Here is a 24,038-nt window from a genome sequence, read left to right on the forward strand (position 1 = left end):
GCTCGCTCGTCAGGCGCGGTCGGCGGTGAGCAGGCCGTAGTCGGCGGGCGCGTGGACCGCCTCGGTCAGCGCGTCCTGCACCACGCCCGGCTGCGGGAGTTGCCAGGCGCAGATCTGCGGCTTGACCCGCCAGTGCACGACACCGTGCTGGAAGGGGGTCGGCGGCAGCGGCACGTACTCGCCCCTGCCGTAGTGGTGGACGTCGTGCTCGGCGACCCAGTCGGCGCGCAGCGCCTGGCCGGTGGTGACCAGGAACATCCAGCGGCCGGAGGGAGTGGCCACGATGGGCACCGGGATCCCGGTGGCCCGCAGCGCCACAGCGGCCCGCCGGCCGAGGTCGGCGCCGACCTCGATGGCGTCCACGCCGTGCCCCGTGGCCAGCAGGATGCTGTAGGAGCGCCCGGCCCACCAGGTGGCGACCTGCTCGGCCTTGGTGCCGATGCGCTCCTGCCAGTCGCGGTGCACCGGGACGGGGCCGTCCTGCTCGACGCCCTCGCGACCGGCCCACTGCGCACCCGCCGGATAGGTGCCCGGCAGCACAGGCCACCCGTGCCACGCGAGGTTGACCGCCTCCGCGCGCAGCTCGATGCGGAAGGCCCCGCGCCAGCTATCCGACCACTCCATCTTCCGTTCGCCTCCTTGGACCACGACACAGTGTCGGGTGTTTTTCGACACCGCGTCGGTGCCGCCACTTGAACTAACGTCATGGCAGGCACTTCTGGTAACCCCCGGTCGACAACTGGTAGGTACGGAACGGCGAACGCCGTGCGGGCCACCGGCCGACAGAACGCCGGGGTTCCCGATGACCGACCGCCAATCCGCATTGGCGCGGTGTGTGAGTCCGCTCACCGCCGGAAGACGACCGCTCGTCGCGTCCAACGGCAGCACGGGTTCACCCGGACCAGCGCGAGCCCGCGCGCTGGGCGCACCGAACACCAGCACCGGACCACGCACGACGACCCGCGCCTCCACCCCGACGACCTCGCACTCCACCAGCTCGACCCCCATCCGCTCGGCGACGAGCGCCGCCTTCCCGCACGCCACCCACTCCCCGTCGAGCGCGTACGAGGCCGCCCCGACCGCCGCGAGATCAGCCGCAGCCGCCACCCGATGCCGAACGACGACCGCCCGCCCCACCTCGATGCCAACCGCGACAGCCACCAACACCACCGCGACCACCGCCACCCCCAACACCGTCACGCTCCCCCGATCACCCCTCACCCGACCTCCGATCAGCGCTCACCCGGCACCCCCGATCACCCCTCACCCGGCACCTCCCCCATCACTCCTCACCCGCCGCCTCCCCCATCACTCCTCACCCGCCGCCTCCCCCCATCACTCCTCACCCGGCACCTCCCGCCGCACCCGGCTCGACGACGGCGAAGGCCCTGGCCCGCACGTCGATCAACCGCCCGGCCGCCGACACCTCCACCGACGCCGCGTCCCCCTCCTTCCGAACCACGAGCACGGCCCCGCTCGGCGCGATCGCCTGCACCACCGCGCCGACCCGCCCGTCCTCACCACGCGCGACCAGACGAGCGGCCTCCCGCGCCGCGTCGGTGCACCGGATCTGCGCGACGACCGCCATGACGGCCTCCACCCCGAGCACCAACGCGGCCACCAGCCCGCACACCGCCAACGCGGCCTCGACCGTCGCCGCGCCCCGATCGCCACCCGCCACGTGCCGACCACCGGCCACCGCGCCCCGATCGCCACCCCTCACGTGCCGACCACCGGCCGCCGCGTCCCGATCGCCGGTTACCGCGTCCCGGCCGCCGGCCGTCACGTCCCCGCCGTGAAGGCCTTTTGCAGCAACCCCTGCAACAGGCCCATCACCCAGTCGCCCTTCAACACCACCAGCAGCACCGTCGCCAACCCGGCGGCGGCAAGCGTCCCGATGGCGTACTCGGCGGTGGTCATCCCCTTGTCGTTCAACATCTCCCTCTCCTTTGTCTACAGTGGACATTCACCAACTCGCGGTCACCTGCCCGGCCAACCCCAGCACCACGGGCACGACACCCAGGCACAGGAAGGCGGGCAGGAAGCACAGCGCCAACGGACCCGCCACCAGCACCGCGGCCCGTTGCGCCCGAGCCTCGGCCTGGTCGGCGGCACGCGTGCGCAGGTCGGCGGCGAGGTCGGCCACGGCGCCGGCCAACGCCGCACCCGATCGGGCACTGCGCCGTGCCGCGCGGGCCAGCGGCGCGGTGTCGGGGTGGCCCAGTGCCGGCGCCCAGGCCGTCACCGGGTCGGCACCCAGCCGCAGCAGGTCCCCGACGGTGCGCAGGTGCCCGGCGGGTTCGGGCGGGACCCCGGGCAGCACCGCCGCCACGGCCGTCGCCACCGGGAGCCCCGACCGCAGGGCCGCCGCCAGCAGGTCCCAGGCGGTGGGCAGCGCGAACGGGTCCGGCGGTGGCCGGGTCGGCGCCCGGACCCGTCCGGGCCGAGGTCTCAGCCGGGTGATCGGGCTAGGACGGCCGGGGTACAGCAGGAGTGCCACGGCCAGCAGCAGGAACGTCACGCCGTCACCTCCTTGGTGAGGTGCGCGCTCCACCGCAGTCCGGCACACACCAGCGCCACACCGACGACCAGCAGCCCCTGGCCGAGCCCGCTGCCGGTCAGGACGCCCAACGGGTGCGAGCCGGTCAGCTCACCCAGCAGGACGCCGAGCACGGGCAACGCCGCCAACACCGCCGCACTCGCGCGCGGACCGGCCATCCGGGCGTGCACGTGACGCACGAACCCGGCCCGTCGCCGGAGGTCGTCGCGCACGGCCTCCAGGACGTCGGCGAGCGGCACCCCGTGGTCACCGGACAACCGCCACGCCCGCGCGAGTTGCCGAACCCCGACGTGCGCACTCTCGTTGTCCGCTAACGCTTTCTCGACGTCACCACCACGCCGGGCCGTGGCCGCGACGGTCGCGAACACCTCCGCCGCCGGCGGCTCGGCGTCCTCGGCCGCCCCGAGTGCCGCCCGCGCCGGGTCGGCCCCCGACCGCAACTCGGCCACGAACGCCGCCAACCCTTCGGCGATCGCCTGCCGGGCCGCCCGTTCCACCCGCTCCTTCCGCCGATCGACGTGCAACCGCCACAGAGTCAGCCCGAGCAACGCCCCGGCCAGGACACCACCGATGCCGAGCAGCAACCCGACCACCGCCCCGAGCCCCACCGCGACCGGCCCACGCACTACTCGCGGAACCCACCGCCGGACTTCCAGCGGCAGTTGGCGCGGAAGATCCGTTGAGCTCCAGCGGATCGGCGACCCACGCCGTCCTTTCCCGGACCGGCCGTCGCCGGCCAGGTCCGCCGGGCGTCCCCGGCACAGGGCGCGGAGTCGGCGGCGGGCTGTCGGAGGCGGCGCGGCCAGGAGGGCCAGGGCGATCAAGAACAAGGTCATGGCCAGCCCACCAATCCCCTGAGCCCGACGCCCGCCGGGTGCCAGCCCTCGCCCAGCCGCCAGGCCGGCCGGACCTCCAGCACGTCGTGCTTGCGCTCGAACACCCCGATCTCGGCCAGCCGCCGGGTGCCGTCCGCGTCGCGCCGCATGTGCAGCACGACCTTCACCGCGGCCGCGACCTGGCTGTGCGCGGCCCGCCGGTCCAGGCCGCCCAAGGCCGCCAACGCCTCCAGCCGCGCGGGCACCTCGGCGGGCGAGTTCGCGTGCAGGGTCCCCGCGCCACCGTCGTGACCGGTGTTGAAGGCGGTGAGCAGGTCCACCACCTCCGCGCCGCGCACCTCGCCGACCACGATCCGGTCCGGCCGCATCCGCAGCGCCTGCCGGACCAGGTCCCGCACCGTGACCCGGCCCGCGCCCTCGACGTTCGCGCCGCGCGCCAGCAGCCGCACGAACTGCGGGTGGTCCGGCTCCAGCTCACCGGCGTCCTCGACGCACACGATCCGCTGGTCGTGCGGCACGCAGCCGAGCAGAGCCGCGAGCAGGGTCGTCTTGCCCGACCCGGTGCCGCCGACCACCAGGAACGCCAGCCGCGCCCGCACCACCGCCCGCAGCACCTCGGCCGTGGCCGCGTCGAACGTCCCGCGCTCGCCCAACGCCGCCAGGTCGTGGCTGGCCGGTCGCAGCACGCGCAGCGACAGGCATGTGGACGGCACTATCGGCGGCAAGACCGCGTGCAGCCGCACCGCTCCCGGCAGCCAGCCGTCGACGTACGGCACGGCGTCATCCAACCGCCGCCCGGCCACCACGGCGAGCCGCTGCGCCAACCTCCGCACGGCTGTCTCGTCGGTGAACGTCACGTCCGTCCGCCGCAGCCCGCCTGTCCCGTCCACCCACACCTGGTCCGGTGCCGTGACCAGCACGTCGGTCGTCCCGGGGTCGCGCAGCAACGGCTCCAGCACGCCGGCCCCGACGAACTCGCGCCGCAGCGCCGTCAACGCCCGCTGGACGTCCTCGTCGCTGACGACACCGCCGGCCTCGCCCCGGACCGCGGCGGCGACGGACGCCGACGACAACTCCGCGCGCCCATCGGCCAACCGCTGCCGGACCCGCTCCACGAGGTCGCTCATCACCCACCCCCGACTTCGGAGAAGGCTCGGACGTCCTTGTGCCGCAACGGACTCGCGTCCAAGGCCGCCAGGATCTCGCGCGCCGCCTTCGCCAGGGGCCCGCGTGTCCGCACCGGGAAGCGGCCCTGGTCCAGGGCTGTGGACAGGCGCGGCTCGGAGCGCATGGTCGTGAGCAGCGGCACGCCCACCGCCTCCGCCACCTCCGCCGGGCGGATGCCGCCCGGCGCGGGCGTGCGGACCACCGCGTGCAGGCTCACCCCGCGTTCCACGACCTGGTCGGCGACCCGCCTGGCCGCCGCGCACGCGCGCACCTCCGCCGGCACGACCAGGACCGCCAGGTCGGCGCGGTCGAGGGCCGCGCGGGCCGCGGGCGGCAGTTGGCGCGGGACGTCGCAGACCACGGTCTCCCCGGACCGACGCCCCGCCTCGACCACGGCGGCCACCGCCTGCGGTGCCGGCCCGGGACCGTTCCGGGAACAGGACAAGAAGGACAACGTGCCGCCCGCACGGGTCAGCCCCGGCAAGGCTGTGCGCAGCGCCGACGCGGGCACCCGGCCCCCGCTCAACGCCACATCGGGCCAGCGCACGCCCGACTCCGACTCCGCTCCCAGCGCCAGGTCCAGCCCGCCGCCCAGCGGGTCGCAGTCCACCAGCAGCGCCCGGCCGCTCCGGTGCAGCACCGCCTGCCCCACGGCGGTGGCCAGCACCGACGCGCCCGCGCCGCCGCAGCCGCCGAGCACGGCCAGCACCCGCCCACCGTCCAGCGGTGTCTCGACCAGGTCCGCGAGGGCCGTGCGCAACGCGTCCGGCCCGACGGACACGTCGATCACCCGTTCCACGCCCAACTCGACCGCGCACGGCCAGACCGCGGCGTCGGGCGGTCCGTTCGACGCCAGGAGCACCCCCGGCCGTCTCGGCAGCGCCGCGAAGGCGCACGCCCGCGCGCCCTCCGGGTCCAGGACCACCGCCGGCGCGGTGTGCCAGTGCCCGCGCAGCGCCGACACGTCGGCCACCCGCTCCACCTCGCACCCCGCCACGGCGGCGGCCTGCAACACCTCGTCCAGCAATTCCGGCTCGGCCACCAGGGCCACCACCCGCTCCACAGCTCCTCCTCGGTCCGGCTCGGGTCCGCACTGGCGTCCACGCTCCCGACCGGTGAGCAAGGCCACAACGCCGGTTGCTCGATCTGTGGACAACTCGAGGCCTGTGGACAACTCCGAAGCCGCACGGTTGCGGATTGGGAGCCGGCGAAAAGAAGGCGCGCGTGAAGGCGCGGACAACGCCCGGAACAGGGCAGAGGTATGGCGGGAGGAATCTTCGAACCGACCCCGGACATGGGACGACCCCCGCCAGGGGGGAGGGACGGGGGTCGTCGATGGTTCAGTCCCGGGGGGTCGGACTGAACCCGTCCGGTCGCGCCGGACCCGTCTACTGTATCCCCACGGGACAGGGTCTTGCGTGTCTTCCGTTAGAGGGACACGAGAATTTCGGTAGACCGCCACCACGTCAGGTTCGTAAAGCGGCGAATTATGGCTGCCGACCACCCCGTCGGAACCGCCCTTAAGCTGGTGCCGTGACCGAGCACGCCACCGAAGGCAGCCGAGTCGCCGCGTTCTTCGACCTGGACAAGACGGTCATCGCCAAGTCGAGCACGTTGGCGTTCAGCCGACCCTTCTTCCAAGAGGGTTTGATCAACCGGCGTGCGGTGCTGAAGAGCGCCTACGCGCAGTTCGTCTTCATGCTGGCCGGCGCCGACGCCGACCAGATGGACCGGATGCGCTCGCACATCACCGCGCTGTGCGCGGGCTGGGACGTCGAGCAGGTTCGCTCGATCGTGGACGAAACTCTGCACGACATCGTCGACCCGTTGGTCTACAAGGAAGCCACGCAGCTCATCAGCGACCACAAGAGCGAAGGCCACGACGTGGTCGTCGTCTCCGCGTCCGGCGAGGAACTGGTGGCGCCTATCTCCACGATGGTCGGCGCGACGCACAGCGTGGGCACCCGGATGGTCGTCACGGACGGCCGCTACTCGGGTGACGTCGACTTCTACTGCGCGGGAGAGAACAAGGCGGTCGCCGCCAAGCAGCTCGCCGAGGAGCACGACTACGACCTCACCCGCTGCTACGCGTACTCGGACTCGATCACCGACCTCCCGTTGCTGGAGGCCGTGGGCCACCCGACCGTGGTCAACCCGGACCGTGCGCTGCGCAAGGTCGCCGCCCAGCGCGGCTGGCCCGTTCTGACCTTCTCCGACCCCGTGTCGCTGCGCGCCCGCATTCCCCGCCCCTCGGGTACCGCGGTCGCCGTGACCGCGATCGGGTTGGGCGCGGCGACGGCTGCGGGCGTGGCCTGGTACGGGCTGCGCCGGCGTCGTCGGAGCTGATTCACCCCCGAGTGCCCCGGACAGCGGTACCGACCATGGTGTCCGCTTCGAAAACGGTGTCAGACAAGAAGATCCGCTACTTTCGGTGGCTTGACCGGTGCACCCCATCGAGCCCTTGATGTGACGGCGCACACGGATTACAAAGGAAGTGCGGACCTCGGGTCGGCCAGGGACGGAGCAGAGGAGAAGCACCGTTCACCCCGACAGGGCTCCGTGCGCGGACTTCGAGCACCCACGCGCAGCACGCCGCGGGAGGCTTGTCGTCTAGGGCCTGCGTACCGGGACGCCGGACGCCGAGGCCAGGGTTGTACGACACGAGTTGCACGCTTGGTAACTCGAAAGCCCGCGCCGCCGGCCGTGGCCTCTCCTCCGGGAGGGGCCACGGCCTGTTTCTGCGCCAGAAACCCCCGATCGAGTGACTCGCCCGGGGCCGGTTTTTGTCGGTGCTCCTCCGCATCATGGCCACGCAGCGCAACCCGTTGACCCGTCCCTGTGACGTGAGTAACTTTCCGCATGCGTCCACCTGTTGGTGGAGAATTGCCAGATGGGGAGGCCACCGTGCTCCGACCGCTCGCGCTCGCCGCCCTGGCGGCGGCGTCCCTCGTCGTGCCGCCGGCGACCGCCGACCCGGTCCAGGCGCAGTCCGTCGGCGCGCTCCTGCGCGGGCTGACCCTGGAGCAGAAGGTGGGCCAGCTGTTCGTCACCCACCTCAACGGCCAGGCCCCCGACGAGGCGCACCCCAACAACCAGAAGGACTTCGGCGTCGACACCCCCGCCGAGGTGGTCGCGAAGTACCAGCCCGGCGGCGTCATCTACTTCAACAACTCCAGCCGCGACAACATCGACACCCCGCGCCAGATCGCCCACCTCTCCAACGGCCTCCAGCGCGCGAGCCGCATCCCGCTGGCCATCGCCACCGACCAGGAGATGGGCATCGTCACCCGCATCGGCGCGCCCGCCACCCAGTTCCCCGGCAACATGGCGCTCGGCGCGGGCCGCAGCGCCGCCGACGCCGAACGGGCCGCCGCCATCACCGCGCGCGAACTGCGCGCGATGGGCGTGAACCAGAACTTCGCGCCGGACGCGGACGTGAACTCCAACCCGGCCAACCCGGTGATCGGGGTGCGCTCCTACTCCGGCGACCCGGCGCTGGCCGCCGAACTCGCCGCCGCCCAGGTCCGCGGCTACCAGCAGCGGTTCCTGTCCCGCCACGGCGTCGCCGCCACGGCCAAGCACTTCCCCGGCCACGGCGACACGGATGAAGACAGCCACACCACCCTGCCGAAGGTCGACCGGACGGTCGAGCAGTGGCGGCAGTTGGACGCGCCGCCGTTCAAGGCCGCCGTCGAGGCGGGCATCGACTCGATCATGACCGCCCACATCAAGGTGCCGAAGATCGACCCGTCCGGTGAGCCGGCCACCCTGTCCAAGCCCGCGCTCGACCTGCTGCGCCGCGAACTGGGCTACGACGGTGTGATCATCACCGACTCGCTCCAGATGGCGGGCGTGCGGCAGCTGCACCCCGACGCGGAGATCCCCGTGCTGGCGCTGAAGGCGGGCGTCGACCAGCTGCTGATGCCGATGAACCTGGGCGTCGCGGTGGAGAGCGTGCTCGCCGCCGTCCGCAGCGGTGAGCTGACCGAGGAGCGCATCGACCAGAGCGTGCTGCGCATCCTGCGCATGAAGTTCCTGCGCGGCATCCTCACCGGTCCGCTCGTCGACGAGGACAAGGTGGACACGGCGGTCGGCACACCCGAGCACCTGGCCGCAGCGCAGGCGATCACCGACCGCACGGTCACCGCCGTGCGCAACCGGGACCTGCCGCTGGCCGCCAAGCCGGCCGCCGCGCTGGTCACGGGCTGGGGCGAGACCACCACCCGCACCCTCGCCGGGTTCCTCGGCGGCACCGCCCTGCCCACCGGCAGCGCGCCCACGGAGACACAGATCGCCGCCGCCGTGCAGGCTGCGGGCAGTGCCGACCTCGTCGTGGTGCTGACCAACGCCCTGTCCCGGCAGCCCGCGCAGCAGGCGCTGGTGACCAGGTTGCTGGCCACCGGCAAGACCGTGGTGGCGGTGGCCGTGCAGAACCCGTACGACGTGGCCTACACCGCCGCGCCGAACTGGCTGGCCACCTACTCCTACAGCGCGGTGTCCATGGCGGCGCTGGCGCGCGTGATCACCGGCGAGGTGCGGCCGGCGGGCAAGCTGCCGGTGGCCGTGCCAGGTCCGACGTCGTACCCGTTCGGCCACGGCCTGGGCTGGTGAGGGCGGTGCGACGCAGGCAGTTGCTGATCGGGGGCGCGCTGGCGGTGCCCGTGCTGGCCACGGCCGCCCCGGCGGTCGCGGACCGGAAGCTCGCCACCGGCGCCGAACTGGCGGCGGAGGACGGGTGGCGGGTCCTCGCGGGCCGCAAGGTCGGCGTGGTCACCAACCCGACCGGTGTGCTGCGGGACCAGACGCACGTCGTGGACTCGATGGTCGCCGCCGGTCAGACGCCGGTCGCCGCGTTCGGCCCGGAGCACGGGTTCCGCGGCACCGCGCAGGCCGGTGGGTCCGAGGGCGACTTCCTGGACCCGCGCACGGGTGTGCCGGTGTACGACGCGTACGGGGTCAACGCCACGAAGCTCGCCGGGATGTTCGCCAAGGCGGGCGTCGACACGGTCGTGTTCGACATCGCCGACGTGGGCGCGCGGTTCTACACCTACATCTGGACCATGTACACGGCGATGCAGGCCGCGGCGGCGACCGGCGCCGAGTTCCTGGTGCTGGACCGGCCCAACCCGGTCGGCGGCTGGGCGCGTGGGCCGCAGCTCGACCCGGCGTACGCGACCGGGGTCGGCAAGAAGCCGATCGTGCAGCAGCACGGCATGACGGTCGGTGAGCTGGCGGCGTTCTTCAACGGGGAGTTCCTGCCGTCCGACGGCGGGCAGGTGTCGCTGCGGACCGCGTGGGTGAAGGGGTGGAAGCGGGACCTGCTGGACACGGGGCTCCCGTGGGTGCCGCCGAGCCCGAACATGCCGACCCGCGACACCGCGCTGGTCTACCCCGGGACGTGCCTGTTCGAGGGGACGGTGCTGTCCGAGGGGCGCGGCACCACCCGACCGTTCGAGACGGTGGGCGCGCCCGGCATCGACTGGCGGTGGGCCGAGGACCTCAACGCGCTGGGCCTGCCGGGGGTGCGGTTCCGGGAGTCGCACTTCACGCCCACGTTCAACAAGTTCGTCGGGAAGGCGTGCGGCGGGGTGGCGCTGCACGTGACGTCACCGGGCGAGTTCGACGCGATCCGGGCGGCGGTGGCCATGATCGTCACCGCGAAGACCCGGTACCCCGACGTGTTCGCGTGGCGGCCGGACAACTGGATCGACAAGCTCACCGGCTCGGACCGCCTGCGCCGGATGGTCGACGCGGGCGCGGGCACCGACGAGGTGGTCGGCGCGTGGTCCGCCGAGCTGGCCGACTTCACCCGCCTCCGCCGACCGTACCTCCACTACCGGTGAGGGGACCCACGATGCGCACCCTGCTGACCGCCCTGCTGGCCGTCGCTCTGGCCGCGGCCCCGCTCGCCACCGCCCACGCCGACCCCGCCGACGACCAAGCCACCAACGACCAGGCCGTCGACGACCGGACCTTCGACGACGCCGCGGTCGACGCCCAGGGGCTGCGGGGCCGGTTCGACGTGCCGCGGCACGGCTGGGCGAACGACGTGCTGCGATCGGGTACACCGGAGCGTGTGGGACTGGATCCGGCTCCGATCAGGGCCGCCCTCGACCAGGTCGAGCGCTACACCACGCCCGACGCGACCGGGCACCCGCTGTTCTCCGGCGCGGTGACGTTGCTGGCGCACGACGGCGTGGTGGTGACGCACGAGACCGCCGGGTGGGCGGTCCGGTACGCCGACGCCGCCGGGACGGAGCTGCCCGAGGCCGGTCGGGTGCCGATGACACCCGACACGATCTTCGACCTCGCCTCGATCTCGAAGCTGTTCACCTCGATCGTGGTGATGCGCCTGCACGAGCGCGGCGCGTTCGAGCTGGACGCACCGGTCGCCCGCTACCTGCCGGAGTTCGGCGTCAACGGCAAGGACGTCATCACGGTCCGCCAGCTGCTCACCCACACCTCCGGGCTGGAACCGTGGCTGCCGCTGTGGTCGCGCTACCCGGACATCCCGTCGCGCGTCAAAGCCGTGATGGACGTGGCCCCGAAGAACAAGCCCGGAACCGTCTACACCTACTCCGACCTCAACCTCATCACCCTCGGCGTCCTCGCCGAGCGGCTGAGCGGTGAGAAGCTCGACGTGCTGGTGCGGGAGGGCATCACCGACCCGCTCGGTCTGGTCGACACCGGGTACAACCCGCCGGCGGCCAAGCTGGACCGGATCGCGGCCACCGAGTTCCAGACCGGGCGCGGGCTCGTGCGCGGTGTCGTGCACGACGAGAACGCCTGGTCGCTGGGCGGCGTCGCCGGGCACGCGGGCGTGTTCTCCACCGCGCGGGAGCTGGCGACACTCGGCCAGACGATCCTGGACGGCGGCCGGTACGGGTCCGCCCGCATCCTCCGGCCCGACACGGTCCGGCTGATGCTCACCGACTTCAACCCCGGCTTCCCGGGCAACGCGCACGGCCTCGGCTTCGAGCTCGACCAGCGCTGGTACATGGGCGCGCTCACGTCGCCCAAGACCGCCGGCCACACCGGCTTCACCGGGACGAGCCTGGTCCTGGACCCGCTGTCGAACTCGATCGCGGTCCTGCTGACCAACCGCGTCCACCCGACCCGCAACTGGGGGTCGATCAACCCGGCTCGCCGCGTCGTCGCCAACGGGCTGGCGCAAGCCCTGGCCGTGCAGCCGCGCCGCGGGCCGACGAGCTGGACACCCACCACAACCGGCGGGACGCTGACCACACCGGACCTCCGAACATCCGGCGGTCGGCACACGGTGTCGTTCAGTGCCTTTGTCGACTTGGATCCTTCGGACAAGGTCGTGCTGGAGTCGAGCAACGACGGCACGTCGTGGAGCGACCTGAAGACGTTGACGGGGTACGGCGACCGTCGCTGGCAGCGCGTGGAGCTGGAGACCACACCGGCCAAGCTCTACCGGTGGCGGTACGTGAAGGGCTCCGGCTACGGCGGGCGCGGTGCGTTCGTCGACGCCATCCGGATCGCGGACGACCGTGGGCTGCTGGTGGACGGCGAACAGGACGGGTTGCGCGCGGAGGGGTGGCGCTCGGCGAACCGCTAGCTCGGCGTGACCGCGAGGTCCGCCGGCCGCGGTGGGCGAGCCGTCCGGGTGTCGGGCGAGCCGCTGGTGGGGTCGTGGGGTGACCAACGACGTCCAACGGTGGCGTTCGGCCAACCGCCAGTGGGCTTTCGGCGCAATCTCGACGTCCACCGGGTGGCATTCCGTCACGGTTGGGGTGACGGGGTGCCACCCTCCGTTGATTTTCGGTTGGACGGTTAGTAAGTTTCCCACGTGTCCACCGAAAGCACCGACGCCAGTCCCCTCGTCCGGATCCGGTCACTGCTCCCCGGCCTCGCCCGCGCCGAGCAGCGGGTGGCGAAGGTCGTGCTGGACAACCCCGCGACCGTCGCCCACCGCAGCATCACCGAGGTCGCCGAGGCCGCCGGCACCAGCGAGACGACGGTGACCCGGTTCTGCAAGGCCATCGGCGTCGGCGGTTACCCGGAGCTGCGCATCGCGCTGGCCGCCGACACCGCACGCACCGCCGCCCGCACCGACCGGGACCTCGGCGGCGACATCGGTCCCGGCGACGACCTGCGCCAGGTCGTCGGCAAGGTCGCCTTCGCCGACGCCCGCGCGGTCGAGGAGACCGCCGAGCAGCTCAACGTCGAGACCCTCCAGGCCGTGGTCGAGGCGGTCGCCGGGGCGGGACGGGTGGACGTCTACGGGTTCGGCGCCAGCGCGTTCGTCGCGTTCGACCTGCAGCAGAAGCTGCACCGGATCGGCCGCACGTGCTTCGCCTGGAACGACACCCACATCGCGCTCACCTCCGCCGCGGTCCTGAGCGGCAACGACGTCGCCGTGGGCATCTCGCACACCGGGTCCACCGCCGAGACCGTCGAGGCGCTCCGGGTCGCGAAGGAGCACGGCGCGACCACGGTGGCGCTGACGAACTTCCCCCGCTCGCCGATCACCGAGGTCGCCGACCACGTCCTGACCACCGCCGCCCGCGAGACCACGTTCCGCTCGGGTGCGATGGCCAGCCGGATCGCGCAGCTCACGGTCATCGACTGCCTGTTCATCGGGGTCGCCCAGAAGCACGTCGACACCGCCAAGACCGCGCTGGAGGCCACCTACGACGCGGTGTCGGGGCACCGCCTGGGCGCCCGGCCGGACGGCAGGCGGCGCCGGGAGACCGGTAAATGACCCCGCGCCGGCAGGGGGTCGCGGTCCGGGTGGACTCGCCGACGGAGACGCGCAACCCGCGGACGCTCGACATCGACGTGCTGTCCACGCTGGACGTGCTGCGGCTGATCAACGCCGAGGACCACCGCGTGCCGGACGCGGTCGAGGCCGTGCTGCCGGAGCTGGCGCAGGCCGCCGACCTCGCGGTGAACGCGCTGCGCGCCGGTCACCGCGTGCACTACGTGGGCGCGGGCACGTCCGGGCGGCTGGCCACGCTGGACGCCGCCGAGATCGTGCCGACGTTCAACGCGCCGCCCGACTGGTTCGTCGCCCACCACGCCGGCGGCCCGGAAGCGCTGGTCAAGGCGGTGGAGGACGTCGAGGACGAGGCCGCCGGCGGTGCCGCGCAGATCCGCAGGCACGCGACCGCGGGCGACGTGGTGCTGGGGGTCACCGCCTCCGGCCGGACTCCGTTCGTGGTGGCCGCCCTCAACGAGGCCCGCAACCTGGGCGCCCGCACGGTCCTGGTCTCCAACAACCCGAGCGCGCCGCGCGTGGACGTGGACGTCCTGATCACCGTCGACACCGGTCCGGAGGCGATCGCCGGGTCCACCCGGATGAAGGCGGGCACCTCGCAGAAGCTGGTGCTCACCTCGTTCTCCACGGCGGTGATGGTCCGGCTGGGGCGCACGTACTCGAACCTGATGGTGTCGATGCGGGCCACGAACGCCAAGCTGCGCGGCCGGACGGTGCGCATCCTGCGCGAGGCGACCGGGCTGGCCGAGAACGAGTGCACGACGGCGCTGGCGGACGCGGGCGGCGACCTGAAGGTGGCGCTGGTGCACCTGCTGTCCGGCGTGCCGATCGCCCAGGCCGCCGAGGCGTTGGAGACCGCGCAGGGCTACGTCCGCCAGGCGTTGGCGCTGCTCACGGGACGCTAGGCGTTGGCGCTGCGCACCGGGTGCTAGGCACCGGCAGGCAGGGCGTTGACGCTGCTCACCGGGCGCTCGGCGGCTGGCAAGTCACCGGGCGCTCGGCGGCCGGCAAGTCACCGGGCGCCAGGCGCGGCCGCAAGCGTTTGCGCGCTTGGGGCGCGGCCTCCGGCCCCCGTCTCCATGATCGCATGGGGGACCGACAACGCCGGGCGTGGCGGCTGGGGAGGAGGTCAGGCGGAGATGGGGCGCCATGGGATCGGGGTGGACAGGACCATCGCCGAGGACGTTTCGCCGTAGCCCGAGAGGCGGACGAGCAGGCGTTCCAGTTCGGTGATCGACGTCGTCACGACCTTGACCACCGAGCAGATGTCCCCTGTCAGGCGCAGGACTTCGACGACCTCGGGGCAGTCGTCCAGCAGTTCCGGGTGGACGGTGATGCACCGCGGCCCGTAGCACTTCATGCGGACCAGGGCCACGACGGTTCGGCCTACCGCCGTGGGGTCGACGGTTGCCCGGTAGCCGGTGATCACCCCCGCGTTCTCCAGTCGGCGCACGCGTTGGGCCACGGTTGGCGGCGACACGTGCACGCGGCGGGCCAGTTCGTTGTACGACAGCCGTGCGTCCTCCTGGAGTGCTTCCAGGAGTGCCCAGTCGACGCGGTCCAGGTCGATGCTCACGTCCGTAAACCTAGACCGCGAAATGGCTTGCGACTACAAGAAGAATCCGCGTAACAGCTGGTCAACGGCCATTCAGATCACCCATTCGGGCAGCCATCATGAACGGCATGGACTGCCCGGTCGCACCCAAACTGGACTTCGGCGGCACGACGCCCTACGAGGACTACGTGCACGCCTCCGTGCTGCACTCGCTGCAACAGCAGTGGTCCAAGGACCCGCGCGAGATGTCGTTCCTGGTGATCACCCAGGTCATGGAGCTGTACTTCGGCCTGCTCTGCTTCGAGTGGCGGCAGGCGCAGAAGGAGCTGCGGGCCGACGACCTGCGGGCCGCCGTGCGCACCCTGCACCGCAGTGACCTGCACATGCAGGCGCTCAACGCGGCGTGGCGGCCGATCGCCCGGATGACCCCCGGCGAGTTCAACGCCTTCCGGGACGCCCTCGGTGAGGGGTCGGGCTTCCAGTCCGGCCGCTACCGCGAGGTGGAGTTCCTGCTCGGCGAGAAGTCCCGCTCGATGCTCGTCCCGCACCGCGCGGTGCCCGCCCAGCACGACGCGCTGGAGGCGCTGCTGGCCGAACCGAGCCTGTACGACGACGTCCTCGCCGCCCTGCACCGCCAGGGCCTGGCGATCCCCGACGAGGTGCTCCACCGCGACTTCAGCGAGCCCTACCAGCCCAACGCCGACGTCGAGCGGGTGTGGACCGAGATCTACCGGTCCGGGTCGCGGGACCTCCTCGAACTCGGCGAGGCGCTGACCGACATCGCCGAGGAGTTCGCCCGCTGGCGCTACGACCACCTGCTGGCCACCCGCCGGTCCATGGGCTCGAAGGTCGGCACCGGCGGCTCGGCGGGGGTTGCGTGGCTGGAGAAGCGCACGCAACGCTCCATCTTCCCGGAACTGTGGACCGCGAGGAGCTACGTGTGAACCGAGACCCCTTGGCGCATGTGCGCGACCTGTTCGACCTGGACGACGACGTCGTCTACCTCGACGGCAACTCGCTCGGCGCACCGCCCAAGAACGTCGCCGAGCGCGTTCAGGAGGTCGTCAAGCACCAGTGGGGCTCGCGGCTCATCCGCAGCTGGTCGGAAGGCTGGTGGGAGGCCCCGGAACGGGTCGGCAACCGGGTCGGGCGGCTGGTCGGCGCGGCGGCCGGGCAGGTCGTCGTGTGCGACTCGACCAGCGTGAACCTGTTCAAGGCGCTGATGGCGGCGGTCCGCAGCACCGACCGGTCCGAGATCGTCGTGGACGCCGGCACGTTCCCCACCGACGGCTACATCGCGCAGTCCGTGGCCGAGCTGACCGGCCTGGCCCTGCGCCCGGCCGACCCGGACCGCCTGGACCTGCGCGACACCACGGCGGCCGTGCTGCTCAACCACGTCGACTACCGCACCGGGCGGCTGCTGGACATGGCGGCGCTGACCGAGCAGGCGCACGCGGTGGGCGCGAAGGTCGTCTGGGACCTGTGCCACAGCGCCGGCGTGCTGCCGATCGAGCTGGACGCGCTGGGCGTGGACCTCGCCGTGGGCTGCACCTACAAGTTCCTCAACGGCGGCCCCGGCTCGCCGGCGTTCATCTACGTGCCGACCAGGGCGCAGCAGGGCTTCCACCAGCCGCTGACCGGGTGGACCGGCCACCAGGTGCCGTTCGCGATGCAGCCGGACTACACGCCCGACCCCGGCGTGTCCCGGGCGCGGGTCGGCACGCCGGACATCCTGTCCATGCTGGCCCTCGACGCGGCGCTGGACGTCTGGGACCAGGTGGACCTGCAGGACGTCCGGGCCAAGGGCCTCGCGCTCACCGGGCACTTCATGGACCTGGTCCGCGACCTGCCCGGCATCGAGGTCCTGACACCCGCGGACGAGTGGCGCGGCCACCAAGTGTCCCTGCGGCACGTCAGGGCCGGCGCGCTGATGGACGCGCTGATCGAGCGGAACATCATCGGCGACTTCCGCGCGCCCGACGTGCTCCGCTTCGGCTTCGCCCCGCTCTACAACACCTTCGAGGACGCCGACCGCGCGGCGACCACCCTCAAGGAGCTGCTCTAGGAACTGGCGGCGTCCGCGATGCTCCTAGCCTCGCGGGCGCCGGCCTCCAAGGCCGCGCACCAGAACGTGATCCACTGCGCCACGCCCTCGGGCTCGCCGGTGGAGAACCCGTGCAGGGCCGCCGCGTACTCGTCCTGCCGCCGCAGGCAGTGCACCTCCGGCACGCCCAGCGACTTCGGGTCCAAGCCCGTGGCGATCGAGGTCAGGCGTGAAGCGGCCCGCGCGACGACTCCGTTGGCCGTGGGGAACGGGGCCAGCGACATCAGCTCGCCGTGCACCACCGCGACCACCAGCGGGCCGGCCACGGAGGTTCCGCCCGTCACCAGGGAAGCCAGCAGGTCCAAGCGCTCCGACACGCCCGGCGCGACCCGCGGACGCCCCAGCTCGGCACCCAGGTCCGCCCCCGCCAGGACGTGCAGCTTCGCCAACGCCTGCAACGGCGCGCGCTGCCACGTCGGCAGGATGGTGCCCAGCGACTCGGCGACCCGCAGCGCCCCCGCCAGCACCGGGTCGGACACCGACCCGTCCGCCGGGATCTGGGTCGGCCCGCCGTCCAGCGCGGCCGACGCGCGGGCGGCGCGCACGGAGGCCTCGGCGGCGGTGGTCGCCCAACCGCGCAGGTTGACGCGGTGGCGGTGCACCTGGAAGACGGCGTCGCGGGCGGTCTGGACGGCCTCGGGCACGCCGGGCAGGTCCAGCAGCGGGGCGAGCGGATCGGTCACGCGGAGAGACACTACTCGCCGGTAAGTGGCTATCTGAAAACGCTGCAAATTGGCCATTCAAAGTAGCCATTGAAGCGCTTAACGTCCTCACCATGACCTGGTACGACCGCCCCACGCTGACCGGCGAGCACGTCCGCCTCGAACCGCTCGGCCCACACCACGCCGAAGGCCTGCTGGAAGCCGGCAAGGACCCGGAGATCTGGCGCTGGCTCAGCGTCCGCCAACCGCGGAGCCTTCAGGAGGCCCAGGACATGGTCGCCGCCATCCTGGACGACCCGAACCGGCGCGCCTGGGCGCAGATCGACCCGCACACCGAGGAGGTCGCCGGCACCACCTCGTACTACGAGATCGACCCCAAGCACCGCGGCCTCTACATCGGCTACACGTGGATCGGCGCGCGCTGGCAGCGCACCGCGCTCAACCGCAACGCCAAGCTCCTGCTCCTGACCAGGGCTTTCGAGGACCTGGGCGCCCACCGCGTCGGCTGGCACACCGACGCCCGCAACGAGCGGTCGCAGCGGGCGATCGAACGGCTCGGCGCCACGCGCGAGGGCGTCCTCCGCGTCCACCGGGTCCGTCCGGACGGCACTCTGCGCGACACCGTCGTCTACTCGATGACCGCCGAGGAGTGGCCGGCCGCGAAGGCCCGCTTGAGCGCGTGACGCGGGTCACGGGTGGTGCCGCTGGTCGCAAGGCATGTGTCGTTCGGCGGATAAACCGTGGTCAGCGGACCGACTGCGGGTTACACAGTTGCCAACAGGTTTCGAACCCGTCGAAATTGGTCTGAACCTTTTGGGTGCGCAGTGAGCTGAATCGCACTACCTTTCAGTGCGCACCCCTCGGATTCAGGAGGTCCGCCCACCATGACCCAGCCGCAAGCCCAGGGACCCGCCCTGGACAACCTGCTGACGGAGAACCGGACGTTCCCGCCCAGCCCGGAGTTCGCGGCGCAGGCGAACGCCACCGCCGAGCTGTACGAGGAGGCGAAGGCCGACCGCGAGGCGTTCTGGGCGAAGCAGGCGGAGCGGCTGAGCTGGGACACCAAGTGGACCCAGGTGCTGGACTGGTCGAACGCGCCCTACGCGAAGTGGTTCGTCGGCGGCAAGCTCAACGTCGCCTACAACTGCGTGGACCGGCACGTCGAGTCCGGCCACGGCGACCAGGTCGCCATCCACTGGGAGGGCGAGCCCGGCGACAGCCGCGCCATCACCTACGCCGAGCTCCAGCGCGAGGTGTCCAAGGCGGCCAACGCGCTGACCGAGCTGGGCGTGGGCGCCGAGGACCGGGTCGCCATCTACATGCCGATGGTGCCCGAGGCGATCTTCTCGATGCTCGCGTGCGCCCGCCTGGGCGCGCTGCACAGCGTCGTGTTCGGCGGCTTCTCCGCCGAGGCGCTGCGCACCCGCATCGAGGACTCGCAGGCCAAGCTGGTGATCACCACCGACGGCCAGTACCGCCGCGGCAACCCGGCCGCGCTCAAGCCCGCCGTGGACGAGGCCGTCGCCAACGCCAAGAGCGTCGAGCACGTCCTGGTGGTCAAGCGCACCAACACCGACGTCGAGTGGACCGAGGGCCGCGACATCTGGTGGCACGACCTGGTCGAGAAGCAGTCCGACCAGCACACCCCGGAGGCGTTCGACTCCGAGCACCCGCTGTTCATCCTGTACACGTCGGGCACCACGGGCCGCCCCAAGGGCATCCTGCACACGTCCGGCGGCTACCTGACACAGGCGTCCTACACGCACCACTACGTGTTCGACCTCAAGCCGGACACCGACGTCTACTGGTGCACCGCCGACATCGGCTGGGTCACCGGCCACAGCTACATCGTCTACGGCCCGCTGTCCAACCGCGTCACGCAGGTCGTCTACGAGGGCACGCCGAACACCCCGCACGAGGGCCGGCACTGGGAGATCGTGCAGAAGTACGGCGTCTCCATCTACTACACCGCGCCCACGCTGATCCGCACGTTCATGAAGTGGGGCGCGGACATCCCCGCCAAGTACGACCTGTCCTCGCTGCGCGTGCTGGGCAGCGTCGGCGAGCCGATCAACCCCGAGGCGTGGATCTGGTACCGCGAGACCATCGGCGCGGGCAAGACCCCCGTCGTGGACACGTGGTGGCAGACCGAGACCGGCGCGATCATGATCTCGCCGCTGCCCGGCGCGACCTCGACCAAGCCCGGTTCGGCGCAGCGCCCGCTGCCCGGCATCGGCGCGAAGGTCGTGGACGACCAGGGCGTCGAGGTGCCGCACGGCGGTGGTGGCTACCTGGTGCTGGACGAGCCGTGGCCGTCGATGCTGCGCGGCATCTGGGGCGACGACGAGCGCTACCGCGACACCTACTGGTCCCGGTTCGGCGAGCAGGGCTTCTACTTCGCCGGCGACGGCGCGAAGTACGACAACGACGGCGACATCTGGCTGCTGGGCCGCGTGGACGACGTGATGAACGTGTCCGGGCACCGCATCTCCACCACCGAGGTCGAGTCCGCGCTGGTCTCGCACCCGACCGTGGCGGAGGCGGCGGTCGTCGGCGCGACCGATCCGACCACCGGCCAGGGCATCGTCGCGTTCGTCATCCTGCGCGGCGGGGTGGCCGACGAGGCGTCCGGCGCGGAGGCGATCAAGGCGCTGCGCGACCACGTGGCCAAGGAGATCGGCCCGATCGCGAAGCCCCGGCAGATCATGGTCGTGCCGGAGCTGCCCAAGACCCGGTCCGGCAAGATCATGCGCCGCCTGCTGCGCGACGTGGCGGAGAACCGGGCGATCGGCGACGTGACCACGCTGGCCGACTCGTCGGTGATGGACCTCATCTCCAGCGGCCTGAAGTCGGGCGCTTCGGAGGACTGACCAGGTATTTCAGGAAGGGCTTCCACCTCGGTGGGAGCCCTTCCTTTCGTTGGCGCTACCCACGTTCGTGTTAAGGTTCCGTACTGGTGAGCCGGGAAGTCTGGTCGGCACGAGGATGAGCCGTAGCCGATCGCCCCGGAGTTCCGATGAACCGCAAGCGCCAAGTCGTCGCCGAGTTCGCCCGTTACCTGCGCACCGAGACCGTCGGCGGCATCGTCCTGCTCGCCGCCACCGCCGTCGCGCTGCTGTGGGCCAACTCCCCCATCAGCGGCTCGTACGAGGCGTTGCGCGACTTCCACATCGGACCCGAGTCGCTCCACTTGAGCCTGAGCCTCGGCGACTGGGCCAAGGACGGTCTGCTCGCGATCTTCTTCTTCGTCGCCGGGCTGGAGCTCAAGCGCGAACTGGTGATCGGCGAGCTGAACAACGTCAAAGCCGCGATCCTGCCCGTGGTCGCGGCGGTCGGCGGGATGGTGTTGCCCGCGCTGATCGCCCTCGCGGTCGGGTGGGGCGAGCCGGGAATCGAGCGCGCCTGGGCGATCCCGGTGGCGACAGACATCGCGTTCGCGCTGGGCGTCCTGGCGATCACCGCGTCCGGGCTGCCGTCGAGCCTGCGGGTGTTCCTGCTGAGCCTGGCCGTGGTGGACGACCTGGGCGCGATCATCCTCATCGCCGTGCTGTTCACCGCCTCTTTCAACGTGGTGGCGGCGCTGGTCGCCGTGGCGTTGTTGGGGTTGTACGCGTTCTTGCAGCACAAGCGGGTCACCTCGCCGCTGCTGTACGTGCCGCTCGCGGTCGGGACGTGGGTCGCGGTGCACGCGGCCGGCATCCACGCGACCATCGCCGGCGTGGCACTGGCCCTGCTGACCCGCGTCCGCAAGGACCACTACGAGCACGAGGCGCCCGCGCTGCGGTTGGAGCACCGCTTGCAGCCGTGGTCGGCCGGGGTGGCGGTGCCGCTGTTCGCGCTGTTCGCGGCGGGTGTGCCGGTGAACGCGGAGGCGCTGGGCGCGTTGTTCTCGGACAAGCTGGCGCTGGGCGTGATGGCGGGGCTGGTGGTGGGCAAGCTGGTCGGGATCGTCGGGGCGTCCGCGCTGGCGGTGTGGTTCAAGGCGGCCGTGTGGCCCAGCGGTGCCGGGTGGCGGGACATCACGGCCGTCGCGATGCTCGGCGGGGTGGGGTTCACGGTGAGCTTGTTGATCGCCGACCTCGCGCTTGATGGGGCGGCGGCTGAACAGGCCAAAGCCGCAGTGCTCATCGCGTCTATGACGGCTTCTCTGTTGGCGGCCGTTTTGTTGGTTCGGCGCAGTCGCGTACACCAACGCATTGACGAAGAAGCGTAGATCGGCCGGTCGAACAGCCGGGTGTGAGCGTGCATGGCACGATGACGTCGTGACCAGCGCTCGGGAGAACACCAACGGCAGCGGGCTGCCACCTGTTCCGTCGATCCCGTTGACCGCGGAGAGCGCGGCGAAGATCGCGGAGGAAACGTCCATCGGCGGGTTGGTCCGCGACGCCACGGCACACCTGTCCACCCTGGTGCGCGCCGAGGTCGAGCTGGCCAAGTCGGAGATCGCCGGCGAGGTCAAGAAGGGCCTCAAGGGCAGCGTCTTCTTCGTCCTGGCGCTCACCGTGCTCGCGTTCGCCATGTTCTTCCTGTTCATGGCGCTCGGGTTCGGCCTCAACGACCTGTTCGGGCTGGGGCTGGGCTGGTCCTTCCTGATCACGTTCGGCGTCATGCTCTTCACCGCCGTCGCGTTCGGGTTCCTGGGGTACCGCAAGGTGCGCAAAATCAAGGCGCCGAAGCGGACCATCGAGTCGGCCAAGGACACCGTCGCGGCCCTCCGCAACCGCGGCGACGGGTCCTGAGCCGCGCCGTGCGGCTGCCGCCGGACCCGTCCACCGCCCGGGTCGCCGGACCCTGGGCCCACCGGGACGTGTCCGCGAACGGCATCCGCCTGCACGTGGCCGAACTGGGCGACGGCCCGCTCGTCCTGCTGCTGCACGGGTTCCCGGAGTTCTGGTGGACCTGGCGGCACCAGCTCGTGGCGCTGGCCGAGGCCGGGTACCGGGCGGTCGCGGTGGACCTGCGCGGCTACGGCGACTCGGACAAACCGCCGCGCGGCTACGACGGGTTCACCCTCGCCGGTGACGTCGCGGGCCTGGTGAAGGCGCTCGGCGCGGCCCGCGCGCACCTCGTCGGGCACGCCTGGGGCGGCATGCTCGCGTGGACGGTCGCCGCGATGCACCAGCGGCTGGTCGAGTCGATCACCACGATCTCCGCCCCGCACCCGCTCGCGCTGCGCCACGCGATCCGCCGCCACCCGCGCGGGCAGGGCCGGGCCAGCGGGCACGTCTTCCGGTTCCAGCTGCCGGTGTACCCGGAGCGGTGGCTGACCGCCGACGGCGGCGCGGCGGTCGCCCGGCTGCTCACCGCGTGGGGCGGTCCGAAGTGGACGGTGTCGCCGGAGTTCGACGAGGTGGTGCGGCGCGACCGGGAGGCGGTGCTGGTGCCCGGCGTCGCGCACTCCGCGATGGAGTACTACCGGTGGGCGGTGCGCTCGCAGCTGCGCGGCGACGGCCGGCGCTTCGCCGAGGCGGTGGACCGGCGGCTGGACGTGCCGGTGCTCCAGCTGCACGGGGCGCTGGACCCGGTGGTGCTGGAGTCCACGGCGGCCGACTCGGGCCGCTGGGTGGGCGCCGGCTCGCAGTTCCGCACCCTGCCCGAGGTCGGCCACTTCCCGCACCAGGAGGCGCCGAACACGACCAACGGGCTGATCACCGGCTTCCTGGCCGCAGCACGGCCGTGAACAGCATGAAGGTCGCCAGGAACCGCCCGGCGGCCAGGGTGCGCAGCCACTCGGCGGCCTCGTCGGCGTCGAGCTGACCGGCGCGCACGGCCCGTTCGGCGTTGCGGCCGAGCCCCAGGATGTCGTCGGCGGTCGCGAAGTCCCGGAGCACCGGCGTGGTGATCCGCAGGTCCACGGTGAACCCGGCGTCCTCGGCGAGCCGCGCCACCCGCCGGCCCACGGTCGCGTTGGTGACCACGTGGTCGCACACGAACTCGCGCACGGCCCGGTTGGTCCGCACGTCACCGGGGTCGACGGTGATGGTGTCCCAGTCCGGTTGGGCGACCACGACCACGCCGTCGTCCTTCAGGACCCGCCGCAGCTCGGCGAACACGTTCTCCGGGTCCGGCACGTAGTGCAGCACGCGGTCCACCCGCGCCCGGTCGACCATGGCGTCGGAGACGGGCAGGGACCGGGCGTCACCGAGGTGTACCGCGACCGCCGGGTACTCCTCGGTGCGGTGCCGTGCCTCGGCGACCATCAACGGGTCGGCGTCGATCCCGATCACCCACTCCGCACCCGTCGCCGCCAGGTCGAGCAGGTCGGTGCCGGGGCCGCAGCCGACGTCCAGCACGGTGTGCCGGCGGCGCACGTCGAGCGCGTCGAGCAGCCTCAGCTTGTAGGCGCGGGCGTCGTCCAGTGCGGCGGCACGGTCCATGTAGGCGATGGCGTCCATGCGCCCACACAAGCAG

23 protein-coding genes and 1 pseudogene are annotated in these 24,038 nt (G+C 72.1%); 13 read left to right on the forward strand and 11 right to left on the reverse strand.

The genetic code is table 11. The features are described 5' to 3' along the window. Window positions 1-9 precede the first annotated feature (9 nt). From DFJ66_RS44425 to ssd, 8 genes and pseudogenes are all read right to left on the reverse strand, one after another. On the reverse strand, window positions 10-624 hold the full coding sequence (locus tag DFJ66_RS44425) for a bifunctional DNA primase/polymerase (protein ID WP_121231569.1): 615 nt from the start codon (window positions 622-624) through the stop codon (window positions 10-12). A gap of 285 nt (window positions 625-909) precedes the next feature. Continuing rightward, a pseudogene (locus tag DFJ66_RS44430) lies at window positions 910-1,221 on the reverse strand (Rv3654c family TadE-like protein); the annotation flags it as partial. A gap of 121 nt (window positions 1,222-1,342) precedes the next feature. After that, the gene (locus DFJ66_RS22225) at window positions 1,343-1,723 is read right to left on the reverse strand and encodes a TadE family type IV pilus minor pilin (RefSeq protein WP_246029856.1); all 381 of its coding nucleotides are present in this window, start codon (window positions 1,721-1,723) and stop codon (window positions 1,343-1,345) included. 59 nt (window positions 1,724-1,782) lie between these two features. Then, on the reverse strand, window positions 1,783-1,938 hold the full coding sequence (locus DFJ66_RS22230) for a DUF4244 domain-containing protein (protein ID WP_121223581.1): 156 nt from the start codon (window positions 1,936-1,938) through the stop codon (window positions 1,783-1,785). Window positions 1,939-1,966: 28 nt separating this feature from the next. After that, window positions 1,967-2,521 carry a type II secretion system F family protein gene (locus DFJ66_RS22235; RefSeq protein WP_246029857.1) on the reverse strand — a complete coding sequence of 185 codons (555 nt, stop codon included), beginning with the start codon at window positions 2,519-2,521 and terminating at the stop codon, window positions 1,967-1,969. Next, on the reverse strand, window positions 2,518-3,396 hold the full coding sequence (locus DFJ66_RS22240; RefSeq protein ID WP_121223582.1) for a type II secretion system F family protein: 879 nt from the start codon (window positions 3,394-3,396) through the stop codon (window positions 2,518-2,520). Before DFJ66_RS22240 ends, DFJ66_RS22235 begins: the two co-directional genes overlap by 4 nt. After that, on the reverse strand, window positions 3,393-4,526 hold the full coding sequence (locus DFJ66_RS22245) for a TadA family conjugal transfer-associated ATPase (protein ID WP_121223583.1): 1,134 nt from the start codon (window positions 4,524-4,526) through the stop codon (window positions 3,393-3,395). Before DFJ66_RS22245 ends, DFJ66_RS22240 begins: the two co-directional genes overlap by 4 nt. Beyond that, the gene (gene ssd / locus DFJ66_RS22250) at window positions 4,523-5,626 is read right to left on the reverse strand and encodes a septum site-determining protein Ssd (protein WP_121223584.1); all 1,104 of its coding nucleotides are present in this window, start codon (window positions 5,624-5,626) and stop codon (window positions 4,523-4,525) included. The genes DFJ66_RS22245 and ssd overlap by 4 nt, the downstream gene beginning before the upstream one ends. A gap of 470 nt (window positions 5,627-6,096) precedes the next feature. Between ssd and DFJ66_RS22255 the strand changes: the two genes are divergently transcribed. The 6 genes from DFJ66_RS22255 to murQ all read left to right on the forward strand — a co-directional run bounded on the left by DFJ66_RS22255 (window position 6,097) and on the right by murQ (window position 14,211). Then, a complete protein-coding gene (locus DFJ66_RS22255; protein ID WP_121223585.1) occupies window positions 6,097-6,909 on the forward strand; it encodes an HAD-IB family hydrolase in 813 nt (270 codons plus the stop codon). A gap of 513 nt (window positions 6,910-7,422) precedes the next feature. Continuing rightward, entirely contained in the window at window positions 7,423-9,174 is a 1,752-nt protein-coding gene (locus tag DFJ66_RS22260) for a glycoside hydrolase family 3 protein (protein ID WP_121223586.1), read from the forward strand. Then, on the forward strand, window positions 9,171-10,406 hold the full coding sequence (locus DFJ66_RS22265; RefSeq protein WP_121223587.1) for an exo-beta-N-acetylmuramidase NamZ family protein: 1,236 nt from the start codon (window positions 9,171-9,173) through the stop codon (window positions 10,404-10,406). The genes DFJ66_RS22260 and DFJ66_RS22265 overlap by 4 nt, the downstream gene beginning before the upstream one ends. An 11-nt stretch (window positions 10,407-10,417) precedes the next feature. After that, window positions 10,418-12,145: a serine hydrolase domain-containing protein gene (locus tag DFJ66_RS22270; protein ID WP_121223588.1), complete on the forward strand. Its 1,728-nt coding sequence runs from the start codon at window positions 10,418-10,420 to the stop codon at window positions 12,143-12,145. A 231-nt stretch (window positions 12,146-12,376) separates the two neighbouring features. Next, complete coding sequence (locus DFJ66_RS22275) at window positions 12,377-13,291, forward strand: MurR/RpiR family transcriptional regulator (RefSeq protein WP_121223589.1); 915 nt, start codon at window positions 12,377-12,379, stop codon at window positions 13,289-13,291. Then, window positions 13,288-14,211, forward strand: coding sequence for an N-acetylmuramic acid 6-phosphate etherase (murQ, locus tag DFJ66_RS22280; protein WP_121223590.1), 924 nt, complete (start codon window positions 13,288-13,290; stop codon window positions 14,209-14,211). Before DFJ66_RS22275 ends, murQ begins: the two co-directional genes overlap by 4 nt. Before the next feature lie 224 nt (window positions 14,212-14,435). Here the strand turns inward: murQ and DFJ66_RS22285 are convergent, their stop codons facing one another. After that, complete coding sequence (locus DFJ66_RS22285) at window positions 14,436-14,882, reverse strand: Lrp/AsnC family transcriptional regulator (RefSeq protein ID WP_211351276.1); 447 nt, start codon at window positions 14,880-14,882, stop codon at window positions 14,436-14,438. Between the two features lie 107 nt (window positions 14,883-14,989). Here DFJ66_RS22285 and DFJ66_RS22290 point away from each other — a divergent pair, with 107 nt between their 5' ends. Further along, entirely contained in the window at window positions 14,990-15,805 is an 816-nt protein-coding gene (locus DFJ66_RS22290; RefSeq protein ID WP_121223591.1) for a tryptophan 2,3-dioxygenase, read from the forward strand. Next, on the forward strand, window positions 15,802-16,926 hold the full coding sequence (gene kynU / locus DFJ66_RS22295) for a kynureninase (RefSeq protein ID WP_121223592.1): 1,125 nt from the start codon (window positions 15,802-15,804) through the stop codon (window positions 16,924-16,926). The genes DFJ66_RS22290 and kynU overlap by 4 nt, the downstream gene beginning before the upstream one ends. Here the strand turns inward: kynU and DFJ66_RS22300 are convergent. Further along, a complete protein-coding gene (locus DFJ66_RS22300; RefSeq protein WP_121223593.1) occupies window positions 16,923-17,648 on the reverse strand; it encodes a Fic family protein in 726 nt (241 codons plus the stop codon). The two genes, kynU and DFJ66_RS22300, sit on opposite strands and share 4 nt — an antisense overlap. A gap of 92 nt (window positions 17,649-17,740) precedes the next feature. On the opposite strand from DFJ66_RS22300, the gene DFJ66_RS22305 reads away from it, so the two are divergent. The 5 genes from DFJ66_RS22305 (at window position 17,741) to DFJ66_RS22325 (ending at window position 23,307) form a co-directional block, all read left to right on the forward strand. Then, the gene (locus DFJ66_RS22305) at window positions 17,741-18,310 is read left to right on the forward strand and encodes a GNAT family N-acetyltransferase (RefSeq protein ID WP_121223594.1); all 570 of its coding nucleotides are present in this window, start codon (window positions 17,741-17,743) and stop codon (window positions 18,308-18,310) included. A 201-nt stretch (window positions 18,311-18,511) separates the two neighbouring features. Beyond that, entirely contained in the window at window positions 18,512-20,497 is a 1,986-nt protein-coding gene (gene acs, locus DFJ66_RS22310) for an acetate--CoA ligase (RefSeq protein ID WP_121223595.1), read from the forward strand. Window positions 20,498-20,643: 146 nt separating this feature from the next. Beyond that, complete coding sequence (gene nhaA, locus DFJ66_RS22315; RefSeq protein ID WP_121223596.1) at window positions 20,644-21,840, forward strand: Na+/H+ antiporter NhaA; 1,197 nt, start codon at window positions 20,644-20,646, stop codon at window positions 21,838-21,840. 49 nt (window positions 21,841-21,889) lie between these two features. Further along, a complete protein-coding gene (locus DFJ66_RS22320; RefSeq protein WP_121223597.1) occupies window positions 21,890-22,366 on the forward strand; it encodes a phage holin family protein in 477 nt (158 codons plus the stop codon). An 8-nt stretch (window positions 22,367-22,374) separates the two neighbouring features. Next, window positions 22,375-23,307: an alpha/beta fold hydrolase gene (locus tag DFJ66_RS22325; protein WP_121223598.1), complete on the forward strand. Its 933-nt coding sequence runs from the start codon at window positions 22,375-22,377 to the stop codon at window positions 23,305-23,307. On the opposite strand, the gene DFJ66_RS22330 is transcribed toward DFJ66_RS22325, so the two are convergent. Next, window positions 23,276-24,022 (reverse strand): methyltransferase domain-containing protein, encoded by a 747-nt coding sequence (locus tag DFJ66_RS22330; RefSeq protein ID WP_121223599.1) that lies wholly within the window; start codon window positions 24,020-24,022, stop codon window positions 23,276-23,278. The two genes, DFJ66_RS22325 and DFJ66_RS22330, sit on opposite strands and share 32 nt — an antisense overlap. Window positions 24,023-24,038: the final 16 nt, after the last annotated feature.

Origin of the sequence: Saccharothrix variisporea (assembly GCF_003634995.1) — a bacterium.
GTDB lineage: Bacteria > Actinomycetota > Actinomycetes > Mycobacteriales > Pseudonocardiaceae > Actinosynnema > Actinosynnema variisporeum.

Bases quoted from the DNA above. Each gene is read 5' to 3' on its own strand.
- acs (WP_121223595.1), top strand. From the start codon at position 18,512: ATGACCCAGCCGCAAGCCCAGGGACCCGCCCTGGACAACCTGCTGACG.
- DFJ66_RS22270 (WP_121223588.1), top strand. From the start codon at position 10,418: ATGCGCACCCTGCTGACCGCCCTGCTGGCCGTCGCTCTGGCCGCGGCC.
- DFJ66_RS22305 (WP_121223594.1), top strand. From the start codon at position 17,741: ATGACCTGGTACGACCGCCCCACGCTGACCGGCGAGCACGTCCGCCTC.
- DFJ66_RS22330 (WP_121223599.1), bottom strand. From the start codon at position 24,022: ATGGACGCCATCGCCTACATGGACCGTGCCGCCGCACTGGACGACGCC.
- DFJ66_RS44425 (WP_121231569.1), bottom strand. From the start codon at position 624: ATGGAGTGGTCGGATAGCTGGCGCGGGGCCTTCCGCATCGAGCTGCGC.
- DFJ66_RS22290 (WP_121223591.1), top strand. From the start codon at position 14,990: ATGGACTGCCCGGTCGCACCCAAACTGGACTTCGGCGGCACGACGCCC.
- DFJ66_RS22240 (WP_121223582.1), bottom strand. From the start codon at position 3,396: ATGACCTTGTTCTTGATCGCCCTGGCCCTCCTGGCCGCGCCGCCTCCG.
- murQ (WP_121223590.1), top strand. From the start codon at position 13,288: ATGACCCCGCGCCGGCAGGGGGTCGCGGTCCGGGTGGACTCGCCGACG.
- DFJ66_RS22260 (WP_121223586.1), top strand. From the start codon at position 7,423: ATGCGTCCACCTGTTGGTGGAGAATTGCCAGATGGGGAGGCCACCGTG.
- nhaA (WP_121223596.1), top strand. From the start codon at position 20,644: ATGAACCGCAAGCGCCAAGTCGTCGCCGAGTTCGCCCGTTACCTGCGC.
- DFJ66_RS22230 (WP_121223581.1), bottom strand. From the start codon at position 1,938: ATGTTGAACGACAAGGGGATGACCACCGCCGAGTACGCCATCGGGACG.